The organism is Flavobacterium arsenatis (genome assembly GCF_031456785.1).
GTDB lineage: Bacteria > Bacteroidota > Bacteroidia > Flavobacteriales > Flavobacteriaceae > Flavobacterium > Flavobacterium arsenatis.
Genome location: NZ_JAVDVI010000003.1, coordinates 41,301 through 54,496 on the forward strand (window position 1 = coordinate 41,301; position 13,196 = coordinate 54,496).

A 13,196-nucleotide genomic window follows, 5' to 3' on the forward strand; every position below is an offset into this window, starting at 1 on the left:
AGGTATAAAGATTAAAAGTTTTGGACAAGAAATATACTAATACATTGGTTTTTCAAGTTATGGAGTAAGTAAATTTCCTAATCCTTACATTAATCCGAATGAAGCATACTTTACGCATTAATCTCCTCTTGATTTTCTTCTTTTTTTCTTTTCATGGAATGTTTGCCCAGCAACGGCTTCTCACAGTCAAGGATTCTATAACAAATGAAACCTTACCTTACGCAAGCATCAATTTATTGAATGGTTTCGGATTGTTTACCGATGAAAACGGACAAGTGAATTTGGAAAGGGATACTCCAAAAACCATCAAGATTACTTATATGGGATATGCTTCAAAGGAGATTTTTATAGATAAATTGACAAGTTCAATCATTCTATTGCAACCCCAAGCCAATGCTTTAAGCGAAGTGAAGGTGGTAAATTCCAAAAAAGGCAAAGGAAAGCGAAAAGATTTTACCGTTAAACCCCATCTGCACGATAACATCAGCAAGATGTACTGGTCCTCGATTGGGCAACAATATGCTTTTTATATTCCAAGTACAAAGAAGGAAAGTATTCTGAAATCGGTCACAATACCGTTGATTGTAAAAGATATTCACCAAGGAATGACCGAAACATCATTTGCAACACATCCTTACGGAACGATGGTGAACATTGCTTTTATGACCAATACCAATCAATTGCCCGATAAAAAATTAAATGAATATGAGAAAAAAGTGGTTATTCATTCCGGAAAAGTTACTGATAATATCACAATAAATTTTGAAGAAGAAATTGAAATTCCAGAGGAAGGATTATTCCTCACGATGACCATAATTGGGAAAACCAACAAGCAAGGAATCTATGTGCCCGAAATGCCGTATGCCATCCGCGAACTACCCGATAGGAAAAAGAAAATCATCAAAATCATCCTCCCGAATTATGCCTTGGTCGAAGCTCCAAAAGGACAGCTGACGTATTTTAGAAATGTGTTCAGCGACATTACAAAATGGGAAAGAATCACAAGACCGATGGTGTATAAAAATGAGAAAGAATATCCGTTTTTGAATGTTGGTATTGGTTATACTTTTTCGGGGTATTAGTTTTTTACTTTTTCTGAAGAAGCTTTACAGTTAAAAAACCTATTATGAAATTTATGATTGCTGATGCGAAAATAATAAACAATAGCATAATTAGAGAGAAAAGAAATACAGATATTAAAGGAATTACCGTTGTTGAAATACCATTGATAATCTTATTTCCTAAAAAAAGTAAAAACAGAATAGCAATTACTTTTAAAGTTGCCGAGAATGAAAATTTTGATACTTTTTGAAAGAATGAACTGTTTTCCGACCAGTTTATAGTTCTGCCAGTTGAAAATAAAATTACGAGATAGATTAGTGGATAAATGATTCCCCAAAATAAAGGGGTATTAATTCCAAAGTCAGCAATTTCATAGAATAAATCAATAAGTGAAGTAGGTTTGAAAATAAAATAAGAAAGTAATAAGCTAAAAGGCAAGCCTAATAAAACTGCATATAATCCTCTATTATCCCTTTTTGATAAATTCATTAAATTTAATGTGAATTAGAATGCCCCAAGCTTCCTTGAGGCATTTTATATATTTAAGCCAAAGCTTCTTTAATCCTTCTCAAAGCTTCAGTAAGCAATTCTTCGCTTGTAGCATAAGAAAAACGGATGCAGTTTGGGTTTCCAAAAGCATCTCCCGTTACAGTCGCCACATTGGCCTCTGCCAAAAGATACATCGAAAAATCATCTGCATTTTTGATTTCAGTTCCTCTCAAAGTCTTTCCAAAATAAGAAGAAACATCAGGAAAAACATAAAATGCACCTTCTGGAACATTCAATTTCAATCCTGGAATAGCGTTGATCAAGCCCACAACTAAATTTCTACGGCTTTTGAACGCGGCAACCATCTCGTTCAGAACGCTTGGATCTGCATCAACAGCAGTAATCGTAGCTCTTTGAGCGATAGAATTCGCACCACTGGTTACTTGTCCTTGCATTTTCGTACACGCTTTCGCGATGAATTCCGGAGCTCCGATATATCCGATTCTCCATCCTGTCATGGCGAATGCTTTTGCAACTCCATTAACGGTAATCGTTCTGTCGAACATTCCCGGAATCGAAGCGATGCTACAAAATGTTCCAGAAAAGTTAATGTGTTCGTAGATTTCATCTGCAACTACGAATATATTTGGGTATTTCTCCAATACTTTCGCCAAAGCGGTCAATTCCTCACGGCTGTAAACAGAACCACTTGGGTTGCAAGGCGAACTGTACCAGATCATTTTTGTCTTTGGAGTAATTGCTTTTTCCAATTGTTCCGGAGTAATTTTAAAATCGCTTTCCACAGAAGTCGGAACTTCCACAGGAACTCCACCTGACATTTTTACGATTTCAAAGTAGCTCACCCAGTAAGGAGCCGGAAGGATTACTTCGTCTCCGTCGTTCAGCATTACTTGTGCAATGTTGTATAGAGATTGTTTTGCACCAGTAGAAACTACGATGTTTGCTGGTTTGTAATCTAAATTATTATCTCTTTTGAATTTTCTGCAGATGGCATCTTTTAATTCAGCATATCCGTCAACTGGCGAATACGTGCTGTAATTTTCGTCGATGGCTTTCTTTGCCGCTTCCTTGATGAAGTCAGGCGTGTTAAAGTCAGGTTCGCCCAAACTCAAACTGATGATGTCTTTTCCTTGTGCTTTTAATTCTCTTGCCAATGCCGCCATTGCCAAGGTTTGTGATGTTGATAAGCTGTTAATTCTATCCGATAAATGGTTCATTGAATATGGGTTGAAAGTTGTTAGTTATTTGTTTTTAGTAGACTTTTTGGTAACATTTCCAGAAATGGAATACATCTATTATAATTTAAAACATAGAAGTTGATTCCCAAATTTATGTTGTTGTAATATTCTTGTTGATGTTCTTTATAATGTTTTTCTGAAGGAACTTTCCATAAATTAGTGTTTAGCTTTTGAGCCAAAAACCATTTTTCCAATAATCTCGCCGCTCTTCCGTTTCCGTCTCTAAAAGGATGGATGTGCACAAATCGCAAATGAATCATCGAGGCAAAATAGAAAGTTTCTTCGATTGAAAGCTCTGAGTTTAAAAGTAATGTAATTTCTTTAAAAAAAGCGTTCATTTCTTCTGCCACAAGTTCTGCTTCAATGGCAAGATAAACTAAACCTGATGGTCCAAAAACACCCACTTTGTTGTTCCTGTATTTTCCTTGCAGGCTTTTAATTAGTAACTCTCTAGCAATAATTTTATGTGCTTTTAAAAAGTTTTTTTCATTTAAAACTTCAATTTGAGCAAAAGAGTAAGCCTCAATCAAATCCTCAATTTCTTTGATTTCTTTTTGTGGTTTGAATTTATCCTTGGAAAGCTGATAATTCATAAAAGAATTCAAGTTGATGGTATTTCCTTCAATATTAGAAGAATAAACTGCTGAAGCCTGTGTTTGATAACCTAAATCGGTAGTTGAACTAAAATCAAAATCGGCAATCAGATTTTTTAAATCCTTGCCGATTGATTTTTGATATTCATCGAAATACTGTCTTTCAGTAATTTTCATCTATCAGTTTATTGTTCTTTTGATTTATGCCATTGCAGGTTTTTGTCCTAAATCTCTCAAGTGTTTGAAATGAGCCATAACAGCACCTCTCATAGTTTTGAATTCATGATAAGGAAGGTTGCATTCTTTGGCAGTTTCTTTCACGATTTCCGCAATCTTGCCATAATGAACATGGCTGATGTGTGGGAAAATGTGGTGTTCAATTTGATGGTTTAAGCCGCCAGTAAACCAGTTTACGATTCTGTTTTTTGGAGCAAAATTCGCAGTGGTATATAATTGGTGGATGGCCCAAGTGTTTTCAATTTCGCCTTCTTCGTTCGGAACTGGATTTGTGGTTTCATCCACAACGTGTGCCAATTGGAAAACGATGCTCAAAATCAAACCAGCGGTATAGTGCATTACGAAAAAACCGATTAATACTTTCCACCAAGTAATCCCTAGAATCATTGGCAAAACCAACCACAACGAAACATAGATGATTTTTGTAATCACTAAAACTGTCCATAATTTAGCAGGACTTTGTGGCTCTCCATAAGATAATTTACGTTTCAAATAGGCTTTCATCTGTTTGAAATCAGTAGTAAGTGCCCAGTTGAATGTCAACAATCCGTAAAGAAAAACAGAGTAATAATGTTGGAACTTATGGAATCTTCTCCATTCTGCTTCTTGCGTAAAACGGATTATTCTTCCCGCATCCAAATCTTCGTCGTGACCGTGAATGTTGGTATAAGTATGATGCAAAACATTGTGCTGAACCTGCCAGTTATGAACGTTTCCAGCTAGAATATAGATACTTCCGCCCATAAATTTGTTCAACCAAGACCTGTTGGAGAACGAACCGTGGTTTCCGTCGTGCATCACGTTCATTCCAACTCCCGCCATTCCGATTCCGATTACAATCGAAAGCAAAAGCATCACCCAGAAAGGCATTGGTAAAGTTAGAATCAAAAAATAAGGGGTTAAGAAAATTACGAACATGATAATCGCTTTTAAATGCAATTTCCAGTTACCGGTTTTCTTGATGTTGTTTTCCTTGAAGTAGTTGTTCACACGCGTGTTCAAAGTCCTGAAAAACTTCAGGCTATCTTGTTTGGAAAAGGTTGGAATTGTGGTATTCATATATAATTTAAAATTAATCTAAAGTAGAGTTTTCAAAGATAAATATTATTGTATAATCAAAACGCAGGAAAAGGTTAAAAATTTCATCACGAAAAGCATTACTTTTGTGACCCAAGGCTGATAGCCGAATTCAATGAAGCAAAATTTTTTAAAATGGAAGAAATTCTAAAGCAATTCCCTAACCTGTCTGATATTCAGAAGGAACAGTTTCAAAAACTGGAGGGATTATACCATGATTGGAATGCAAAAATTAATGTGATTTCCCGAAAGGACATTGACGAATTATATACAAAACACGTGTTGCATTCGCTAGCAATTGCCAAAATCCAACCGTTTGAACCTGGAACCTATGTTTTGGATGTTGGAACCGGTGGCGGTTTTCCAGGAATTCCTTTGGCGATTCTTTTTCCTGAAACCCGTTTTTACCTGATTGATGTTATCCTGAAAAAGATAAATGTGGTAAAGGCTGTAGCCGAAGGTCTAGAATTGAAAAACGTAAAGGCTGAACAAATCCGTGCTGAAAATGTAAAAGGCGATTTCGATTTCATCGTAAGTAGGGCTGTTACAAATATGCCTGATTTCGTTTCCTGGATCAAGGATAAAATCAAGAAGCAACAGAAACACGAACTCAAAAACGGAATCTTATACCTAAAAGGAGGCGACTTGACCGAAGAACTAAAAGACTTCCCAAAAGCAACAGAATACAATATTGCCGATTTCTTTGAAGATGAATTCTTCGAAACAAAAAAGGTGGTGCATTTGCCCTTGAAGTTTAAAGCATAAAAAGTTAAACACGAATTTCACAAATTCCCACAAATTTTTTTCTTGAATAATTAGTGAAAATTCGTGTCACTCGTGTCAAAGAAAAAGCCGATTCAAAAACTGAATCGGCTTTTATTATCTCAAACAGTGACTGAAAACTGACCACTGCGACTGATCACTAAAATTATTCTCCCAAAAATGGATATCTGTAATCCTCTGGGGTTACGAAAGTTTCTTTAATAGTTCGCGGAGAAGCCCATCTTAAAAGATTTAATGCAGAACCCGCTTTGTCGTTTGTTCCCGAAGCTCTTGCTCCACCAAAAGGTTGCATCCCAACAACAGCACCTGTTGGCTTGTCGTTGATGTAGAAGTTTCCAGCCGAATTTTTCAAAGCCTCTGTAGCTTCAGCAATTGCATAACGGTCTTGGCTGAAGATGGCTCCCGTCAAGGCATATTCTGAAGTTCCATCCACCAATTGCAACGTTTCAGCCCATTTTGCATCTTCATACACATAGATGGTAATTACCGGTCCGAACAATTCGGTTTCCATTGTCGTATATTTTGGATTCGTAGTTACGATAACCGTTGGTTCGATAAAATATCCTACTGATTTGTCGTAATTTCCTCCAAGGATAACTTCCGCATCAGCATCTTTCTTCGCTTGGTCGATATAGCTCGCCAATTTGTCAAAAGAACCTTCGTGGATTACAGCCGTAATGAAGTTTCCGAAATCTTCCGGAGAACCCATTTTCAACGATTGAACGTCTTTTGTCAATTGTTCCTTTGCAGCAGGCCATAAACTTTGTGGAATATAAGCTCTTGAAGCAGCCGAACATTTTTGTCCTTGGAACTCAAATGCTCCACGAACAATTCCCGTAACCACTTGTTTTACATTCGCACTTGGATGCGCCACGATAAAATCCTTACCACCTGTTTCCCCAACGATTCTTGGGTAGGTTTTATAATGGTGGATGTTATTTCCGATGTTTTTCCAGATGTCTTTAAAAACGTGAGTCGAACCTGTAAAGTGGATTCCAGCGAAATCACGGCTTGCAAAAACCGTTTCGCTGATCATCTGTGCATCTCCAAAAACTACATTGATGACACCATCAGGAAGACCTGCTTCTTTGAACACATCGATGATTACTTTTGCAGAAAATACTTGGCTGTCGCTTGGTTTCCACACTACAACATTCCCCATCATTGCAGCACTTGCAGGCAAGTTAGCGGCAATTGCAGTAAAGTTAAAAGGAGTAATTGCATAAACAAACCCTTCCAACGGACGGTATTCCAAACGGTTCCAAACAGACGAATCTGATTTTGGCTGGTCGTTGTAGATTTGCGTCATGAATTCTACATTATATCTCAAGAAATCAATCAATTCGCATGAAGCATCAATTTCTGCCTGGAAGATATTTTTAGATTGTGCAATCATCGTTGCAGCATTGATCTTTGCCCTGTAAGGTCCAGCGATTAATTCAGCTGCTTTTAAGAAGATAGCAGCACGTTGTTCCCAAGCAAGATTTGCCCATTGTTCTTTTGATTCCAAAGCATTTGAAATGGCTTTTTCGATGTGTGATTTCTCAGCCAAATGATACGTTCCTACCACATGTTTATGGTCGTGAGGAGCGGTCATGTTACGAGTGTTGCCTGTCTTGATTTGCTCGCTACCGATATAAAGTGGCACTTCGATTTTTGAGTTCCACATTTCTTTATAGGCCGCCAATACTGCCACTTTCTCAGGGCTGTTTGGAGCATACGATTTTACGGGCTCGTTTACTGCTTTTGGTACGTGAAAGAATCCTTTTAACATATTGAAGTATTTTTATAAATTATCAAAATTTCGTTGCACAAAGATATAAAATGAATGCTTAAATAGGAAAAATTTACCAAATCAATAACAAGCAGTGAAGATGCAAGAGAAAATTGGTACTCCACAAGTTTCTATTTTTGTCCTATCAACTCTGTTGGTGAATATCCAAACTGTTTTTTAAACGCATAAGAGAAATGCGATAAGTTCTCAAACCCAATTTCATAATACACTTCAATCGGTTTCTTATTCTTTTCGGCAAGTTCGTAATGTGCCAAATCCAACCTTTTTTTAGTGAGCCAACGTTGAGGTGTAACGTTGAAAATCTTATGAAAATCACGTTTGAAAGTTGTGAGGCTACGACCTGTCAAATACCCAAACTTTTCCAACGGCATATTAAACATAAAGTTTTTATCCATAAAGGCAGCCAAGTCAATCTTGTCTGGTTCTTCAAAGTTTGCTAAAATTGAGTCGATGTCCTTGTCAATAGTTGTTAGTATAGAAATCGCTTCCGTAATTTTTAAGGACGCTATGTTTTCTGGAAAGTTTTCCTGCATTTCAAAATAAGGAATCAACGAAGCCAAGCAACTTTCGAGCAATGGATGCTTCTTAAAACTGAAAATTCTGTTTGGTGCAACTTTCTGTTTTCTGTTTTCAGTGCCATAAAATTCCCGAAGTCTTTTAACCGATAAATGCATGGCGACGGCTTTGTGTGGCAATCCGTCTTTTGGAATATTGATGATAGTAGCCAATTGATTTCTTGGAATTAAAAAAGTACTGCCTCCACCAAATATAAAGCGTTCATCTGCCTGGATAATTTTTGTTTCGCCGGATATCAACCAAACAAGCAAATGATCATCAAATGCAGCTTCCGTTTTAAACAGCTTACCCGTGTAGTTGGAAAGTTTAATTTCGGGGTTTATATAATTTACCTGATACTCCATGTTGCTTGTTTGATAGAAGATACAAATATCACTAAAAATTGAATGCTGCTCTTGTCATTTCTTCACTTAATTTCCATAAACGCTTTGCATTGGCTTCGTCTAGAGAATACGGCTTAATGCCACCAATAAGGGATAAATCAGTACTTAAAAGTGCTACATCAGTATTTTCGCAATATACGCCACCAATGTTGTTGAGCATCGGACTTGTTGCAGCCCAAACTGTTGTGGCTGCGCCTTGCGGAATGGTTTTCAACGAAGCGGCAACTTCAGGCAATATAGTCCCTTCGGCATCAGTGTAGCCTAATTTATAAAGCAAATCGATTGGTGCTTCCCTCGATAATTCTGTTTCGCCAACAGCACCCGGGCACAAGGAATAACTTCGTACGTTATGGATTTTTGCCTTTGTGTCCAATTCAAGCGAAAAAAGATTAACGGCTGTTTTTGATTGTCCATATCCTTGCAATGTTTCATATTCACGATAGAGGAAATTAGGATCTTCAAAATCAAAATCAGAAAATTGATGTCCGCCAGAAGATACATTTACCACTCTTGCACCATCCGCTTTTTTTAAGGCCGACCATAATCGGGCCGTGAGCTGAAAAAGTGCCAGATAATTAGTTGCTAATTGCGATTCATACCCGCGATTGTCCCTTCGCAAAGGCACCCACATGATCCCTGCATTGTTAATGAGGAGATGCAACGGCCTGCCAGAAGCCAAAAACTTTTCTGTAAAAGCATCAATAGAATTAGGGTGCATTAAATCCATTTCTTCTATTTCCACATTTGTAATTCCGTCCAGATTTCTTTTTGCCTTTTTAATGTCCCTTGCCGGTACAATAACCGTGGCACCGGCTTTAGAAAGTGTTTTGACGGTTTCTAAACCAATACCCGTATTTCCGCCCGTTACGATGGCAATTTTACCCGTAAGGTCAATGCCTTTTATAACTTCTGTTGTGGTAGATTTTGCGTTAAATCCTGAACCAATTGGTTGCTGTAACGCTCCTTGATAATTGTGTTGTCCCATTTTTTTAAATTTTAATGTGTTGGGACAAAATTAGAGGGTATTTAGTGTAGTGACTTTGTTCAAACGTCTGAATGTACTTTGTTTAAAAGGTCAGGCACTTTACAGAGATAGGAGAGACTTCGTAGAGCCAATTGCTTATAATGAACAATTCGGATAGCAGGTTTAGAATTATTGTTTTTGTGGACTCGTCAATACTTGAATTCTAGACTTTTTATAAATGGTATCCAGACTCTTACTCTTCAAATCTATTGTATAGGTATTGATGAACAAAGTATCCATTTCTCCAGTTTCAGTTGCATATTCACTACTACTGGTTTCTTTTATTGTGAGCTCGCTGAAATCTTTATTTACCTCACTTGAAATTTCATAAACCCCAATATGATTATCTTGAAATAGTATTTTTTTTGAATCTACCAACTTGCAATTGTCAATTACTAACAACTCGACAAGTTCAATTCTATGGTCACATTCATACGTGTTTCTCAAAGAATAAACTCCAGTCCTGTTTTCATTTATTTTGAATTTCCCAAAGAGATAACAAGTGTCACTATCAATCATTTCATACTCAAACAGTTTCTTGTAATCAAGTTTAGTAAGGCAAACAGCGTTTTTAACCTTAATTCCATAATTGAGTTCTGTAGAAAAATCCCTCATAATGGTAAATGGGATTTTATCAATCATACTGCAAGGCATTATACTCAAATCAATTGAAGGGAAAAGATAAAGAATCAATGTTGCCATAATCGTTTTCATAATACTTGTTCTTTTGATATTTATTTGTGAGATTACCTCTTTTTACAAAAAAGTTCCTTTATTTCGGTTTGATTTTTTGCTTCCAGTAATTTATATTCCCGAGAAGAAGCTTTGAATTCGCATTTCTTACAGTCGTCCTCCGTTTGGTCTTTCAAATATTTTATGGTCTTGTCGTTCAGGACGTATGCACGGTATTCGTTTTTCTTGAGGCATCCTTCACAAGCCGGACCGCCTTCTACAAATTCGTAGATAAAGATGAGCTTGTCTTCATCATAATAGTAACCTTCTTTGGCATACACGTCGCCAACAGTGCCGAAATCTACAGCAATCTTTACGATTTCGCTGTTGCGATAAAAATAATCAACGGTCATCATCTCATCACATTTAAATTGATACTGCTTCTTCTGGAGGTCTTTGTTGTTGTTGATGCTTTCAACCTTTTGGCGGATGTTGGCAATAGGATCATCCGTTGCAGGAACTTCCGAAGTGGTGGATATTGTATCTGCCGTAACTTCAGTAGGTGTGCTAGTTTCAATTGTGGTTTCCTCTACTTTTGCTTTCTTTTGATTACATGAGATTAACAACAAAAGCAGGAAGGGAGTGAGTAACTTTTTCATAGGGGCTTTTTAGGGTTGCTCTAAGATAGGGATTATTATTGAAAGGCTTGGATTAAGTTGGTGGCAAGTATTTTTTATGGAGTAGAAAGAGCTTATGTTTTTTATAGGCATGAGCTAGAATCTCTTGGACAATGTCATTAAGTTCCCAGTTCGTCCTCCTTTGTCGAAATTCATAAAAAAACCGCTTAACTTTAATGACATTTATACAACAGATTCTCTGTCTAAATCGCTATAAGGATAATAACCTTTTACTTTCAGTAATTCTAGTAGTTTTTCACTGCCATTTTTTCTTGCAAATTCCATTTCACTTCTAAAAACCTCTAAGCAAAGCAATAGATGATGACTTCTTTCTCCAATTTTAAAGGTTTTATTTTCGGGAATATAATTGTCTAAGATCAAACAATTGTTTTCGTCTGTTCCATTTGGGACTTCTATTGTTTCTTTCGGATTTAAAACAGCTTGAAAAGAGTAGTTTGCAATAGTTGTAAATATTCCACAAAATCTTCTTTCGATTGTATTGAATTCGGTTTGGTTTTCTTCGTTATCGTTATAGTGAAGTTTTGTAAAAGCAACCAGTTCGTAGGTTCCAATCTTGTTGGGTTTTGGCCCATTGCCTTCAGGGTTTATCAACTCCATTGTGGCAAAACCAGTTCCTTTGATGTGATTTGTAAAATAATACATATCAACTGCTCCACCAATTGAAAAAGGAATGATTGCATGGCCAACAATTCCGTGCATTTTGCCCAATACATTTTCTAATCCTTGTTCTTTTAATTCGTAATCCTTATTGTATTCTCCTTCAGTAAATTCTCTTGTTGTTGGCTCAACATCTTTACTTTTTCCTCCGAATAATTTTTTTAAGAAACTCATACTTTTTTATTTTTGGTTATTTTACAACTTTTATCTCACTGCTACCGCGAGCTCAATGTCATTAAGTTAAGAAAATAAAGACCCCGTTTTGTCCTTCCGAGGAACGAGGAATCGCAATAGATTTTCAATCTTGTCTTTCTTTGAGTTAGTTCCTAGTGAGTTCCCTCCTTCGTCGGGAGGACAAGATTGAGCTTAACTTAATGACATTGACCGCGAGCTCAATGTCATTAAGTTAAGAAAATAAAGACCCCGTTTTGTCCTTCCGAGGAACGAGGAATCGCAATAGATTTTCAATCTTGTCTTTCTTTGAGTTAGTTCCTAGTGAGTTCCCTCCTTCGTCGGGAGGACAAGATTGAGCTTAACTTAATTACATTGACCGCGAGCTCAATGTAATTAAGTTAAGAACATACAGAGTCCGTTTTGTCAGGAATGACAACTAAACCGCTTAACTTAATGACATTGAGGTCGTGCCAAGGGGACAACGGCTGCCAATGTTATAGGCAACCATAAATTATTGATTATAATATCCTCCTTCTCCAATTGGTGTCCAAAAACAATATTTCACATGTTTATACCTTCGTTTTTCTTCAGGAATTTCTCGAACCGTATATGACATTATTTCTTTTTTACTTTTTTTATTGCCTATATGAGCAACTATATTTTCGAAAATATAAAGCATATTAGGAACAATAACTGGTAAAAAGGCAGATAAGGCTTCTCGTTCTAGCTTGACACTTTTATGTTTAAGCTCAATAGTAGGAGTTAAAATATTTGAATCTGCCTGGAGTTCAAAATCAGTAACTTTAACAGTACTTAGACGATGGTCGAGGCCATTTCGCATTTCTCTTACCAACCTCATAAAATCTAAAGTTTTCGCTGTAAGTTTAGAAAATGAATCTTCTTCTCCATAATTTTTTTTAGACATTTCATAGATTGAGACCATCCGAGATTGTTTATTTAAGCCTTGATCTGGATAAAATATTGTAGCTATTTCAATTAAAATCTGTTCAATATGGTCAGCTTTTTGAAATATTGTTTTGCATCTTGTTTCTACATCGTTAATTGATGGAATAGCATATGAAAGTTTTTGTTCTTTTCTACTTTCATATTCTGCACTAACTTTTTCTTCTTTTAAAAGATAATCATTAATTTCTTGTTCAAGAACTAATAACTCTTGCAATAAGCCTAATGATAAAGTCAATGCTTTTTCAATATCAACTGACTCGTCATAAAGGTCAGCTTGAAATAGAGTTTTGGCCGTTAAAAAAGTTCGTGCTACTATTTCTGATTCAGCGCCTTGCTCAAATAGCATTTTTTGGATATTGCTTGGAAGATTTATATTTTTCCTTTCGGGGTCGATTGAGTCAGCCATGAAAAATTCATAAATTGATTTATCTTTAATTACAATAAGTCGTTTCCCAACTTTTACCATTTCTAATATCGTACCATCTTCTTTTGTCCCAATTTCTGCATGTCCTGCTGAATTTCGCTTCCTATCTATTGGATTGTCTTCTTTCATTCTTGTCCTTATAGTTTGTCAAATAGTTGCCTATAATTTGTTTATACCCGAAACAAACCTTCGCCAATCCACCCAATTTAGGATATATATGCAAAGTTTCATTTCACTTTATCTCCCAAATATACATAAAATCATCACTTCCAGTTGTTACTTAATAAATCCGCTGAAGGAAAGAAGTTCAACTACAAATTCAAAAAA

13 protein-coding genes are annotated in these 13,196 nt (G+C 36.4%); 2 read left to right on the plus strand and 11 right to left on the minus strand.

Features of this window, described 5'->3' with window-relative positions; genetic code table 11:
• The first annotated feature begins 98 nt into the window (after positions 1–98).
• A complete protein-coding gene (locus J2X31_RS04270; RefSeq protein ID WP_310024752.1) occupies positions 99–1,082 on the plus strand; it encodes a carboxypeptidase-like regulatory domain-containing protein in 984 nt (327 codons plus the stop codon).
• A gap of 4 nt (positions 1,083–1,086) precedes the next feature.
• Here J2X31_RS04270 and J2X31_RS04275 read toward each other — a convergent pair whose 3' ends face one another.
• Genes J2X31_RS04275 through J2X31_RS04290 form a run of 4 tightly spaced genes read right to left on the minus strand, consistent with a single transcriptional unit; the run spans position 1,087 to position 4,699 of the window.
• Positions 1,087–1,551, minus strand: coding sequence for a hypothetical protein (locus J2X31_RS04275; protein WP_310024753.1), 465 nt, complete (start codon positions 1,549–1,551; stop codon positions 1,087–1,089).
• A gap of 53 nt (positions 1,552–1,604) precedes the next feature.
• Entirely contained in the window at positions 1,605–2,789 is a 1,185-nt protein-coding gene (locus tag J2X31_RS04280) for a pyridoxal phosphate-dependent aminotransferase (RefSeq protein ID WP_310024755.1), read from the minus strand.
• Between the two features lie 20 nt (positions 2,790–2,809).
• The gene (locus J2X31_RS04285) at positions 2,810–3,580 is read right to left on the minus strand and encodes a Fic family protein (protein WP_310024756.1); all 771 of its coding nucleotides are present in this window, start codon (positions 3,578–3,580) and stop codon (positions 2,810–2,812) included.
• Between the two features lie 24 nt (positions 3,581–3,604).
• Positions 3,605–4,699, minus strand: a complete 1,095-nt coding sequence (locus tag J2X31_RS04290) for a fatty acid desaturase family protein (RefSeq protein ID WP_310024757.1) — start codon at positions 4,697–4,699, stop codon at positions 3,605–3,607.
• Between the two features lie 153 nt (positions 4,700–4,852).
• On the opposite strand from J2X31_RS04290, the gene rsmG reads away from it, so the two are divergent.
• Entirely contained in the window at positions 4,853–5,482 is a 630-nt protein-coding gene (gene rsmG / locus J2X31_RS04295) for a 16S rRNA (guanine(527)-N(7))-methyltransferase RsmG (protein ID WP_310024758.1), read from the plus strand.
• Between the two features lie 163 nt (positions 5,483–5,645).
• Here the strand turns inward: rsmG and pruA are convergent, their stop codons facing one another.
• From pruA to J2X31_RS04330, 7 genes are all read right to left on the minus strand, one after another.
• Entirely contained in the window at positions 5,646–7,274 is a 1,629-nt protein-coding gene (gene pruA / locus J2X31_RS04300) for an L-glutamate gamma-semialdehyde dehydrogenase (protein ID WP_310024759.1), read from the minus strand.
• 131 nt (positions 7,275–7,405) lie between these two features.
• Positions 7,406–8,215 (minus strand): helix-turn-helix domain-containing protein, encoded by an 810-nt coding sequence (locus tag J2X31_RS04305; protein WP_310024760.1) that lies wholly within the window; start codon positions 8,213–8,215, stop codon positions 7,406–7,408.
• Between the two features lie 31 nt (positions 8,216–8,246).
• Complete coding sequence (locus J2X31_RS04310; protein ID WP_310024761.1) at positions 8,247–9,239, minus strand: SDR family NAD(P)-dependent oxidoreductase; 993 nt, start codon at positions 9,237–9,239, stop codon at positions 8,247–8,249.
• A 168-nt stretch (positions 9,240–9,407) separates the two neighbouring features.
• Positions 9,408–9,992 (minus strand): hypothetical protein, encoded by a 585-nt coding sequence (locus J2X31_RS04315; RefSeq protein ID WP_310024762.1) that lies wholly within the window; start codon positions 9,990–9,992, stop codon positions 9,408–9,410.
• Positions 9,993–10,024: 32 nt separating this feature from the next.
• Entirely contained in the window at positions 10,025–10,609 is a 585-nt protein-coding gene (locus J2X31_RS04320; RefSeq protein ID WP_310024763.1) for a hypothetical protein, read from the minus strand.
• Between the two features lie 201 nt (positions 10,610–10,810).
• Complete coding sequence (locus J2X31_RS04325; RefSeq protein ID WP_310024764.1) at positions 10,811–11,479, minus strand: suppressor of fused domain protein; 669 nt, start codon at positions 11,477–11,479, stop codon at positions 10,811–10,813.
• A 511-nt stretch (positions 11,480–11,990) separates the two neighbouring features.
• On the minus strand, positions 11,991–12,998 hold the full coding sequence (locus J2X31_RS04330; protein ID WP_310024765.1) for a hypothetical protein: 1,008 nt from the start codon (positions 12,996–12,998) through the stop codon (positions 11,991–11,993).
• Positions 12,999–13,196 lie beyond the last annotated feature (198 nt).

Bases quoted from the DNA above. Each gene is read 5' to 3' on its own strand.
- J2X31_RS04270 (WP_310024752.1), top strand. From the start codon at position 99: ATGAAGCATACTTTACGCATTAATCTCCTCTTGATTTTCTTCTTTTTT.
- J2X31_RS04275 (WP_310024753.1), bottom strand. From the start codon at position 1,551: ATGAATTTATCAAAAAGGGATAATAGAGGATTATATGCAGTTTTATTA.
- J2X31_RS04280 (WP_310024755.1), bottom strand. From the start codon at position 2,789: ATGAACCATTTATCGGATAGAATTAACAGCTTATCAACATCACAAACC.
- J2X31_RS04285 (WP_310024756.1), bottom strand. From the start codon at position 3,580: ATGAAAATTACTGAAAGACAGTATTTCGATGAATATCAAAAATCAATC.
- J2X31_RS04290 (WP_310024757.1), bottom strand. From the start codon at position 4,699: ATGAATACCACAATTCCAACCTTTTCCAAACAAGATAGCCTGAAGTTT.
- rsmG (WP_310024758.1), top strand. From the start codon at position 4,853: ATGGAAGAAATTCTAAAGCAATTCCCTAACCTGTCTGATATTCAGAAG.
- pruA (WP_310024759.1), bottom strand. From the start codon at position 7,274: ATGTTAAAAGGATTCTTTCACGTACCAAAAGCAGTAAACGAGCCCGTA.
- J2X31_RS04305 (WP_310024760.1), bottom strand. From the start codon at position 8,215: ATGGAGTATCAGGTAAATTATATAAACCCCGAAATTAAACTTTCCAAC.
- J2X31_RS04310 (WP_310024761.1), bottom strand. From the start codon at position 9,239: ATGGGACAACACAATTATCAAGGAGCGTTACAGCAACCAATTGGTTCA.
- J2X31_RS04315 (WP_310024762.1), bottom strand. From the start codon at position 9,992: ATGAAAACGATTATGGCAACATTGATTCTTTATCTTTTCCCTTCAATT.
- J2X31_RS04320 (WP_310024763.1), bottom strand. From the start codon at position 10,609: ATGAAAAAGTTACTCACTCCCTTCCTGCTTTTGTTGTTAATCTCATGT.
- J2X31_RS04325 (WP_310024764.1), bottom strand. From the start codon at position 11,479: ATGAGTTTCTTAAAAAAATTATTCGGAGGAAAAAGTAAAGATGTTGAG.
- J2X31_RS04330 (WP_310024765.1), bottom strand. From the start codon at position 12,998: ATGAAAGAAGACAATCCAATAGATAGGAAGCGAAATTCAGCAGGACAT.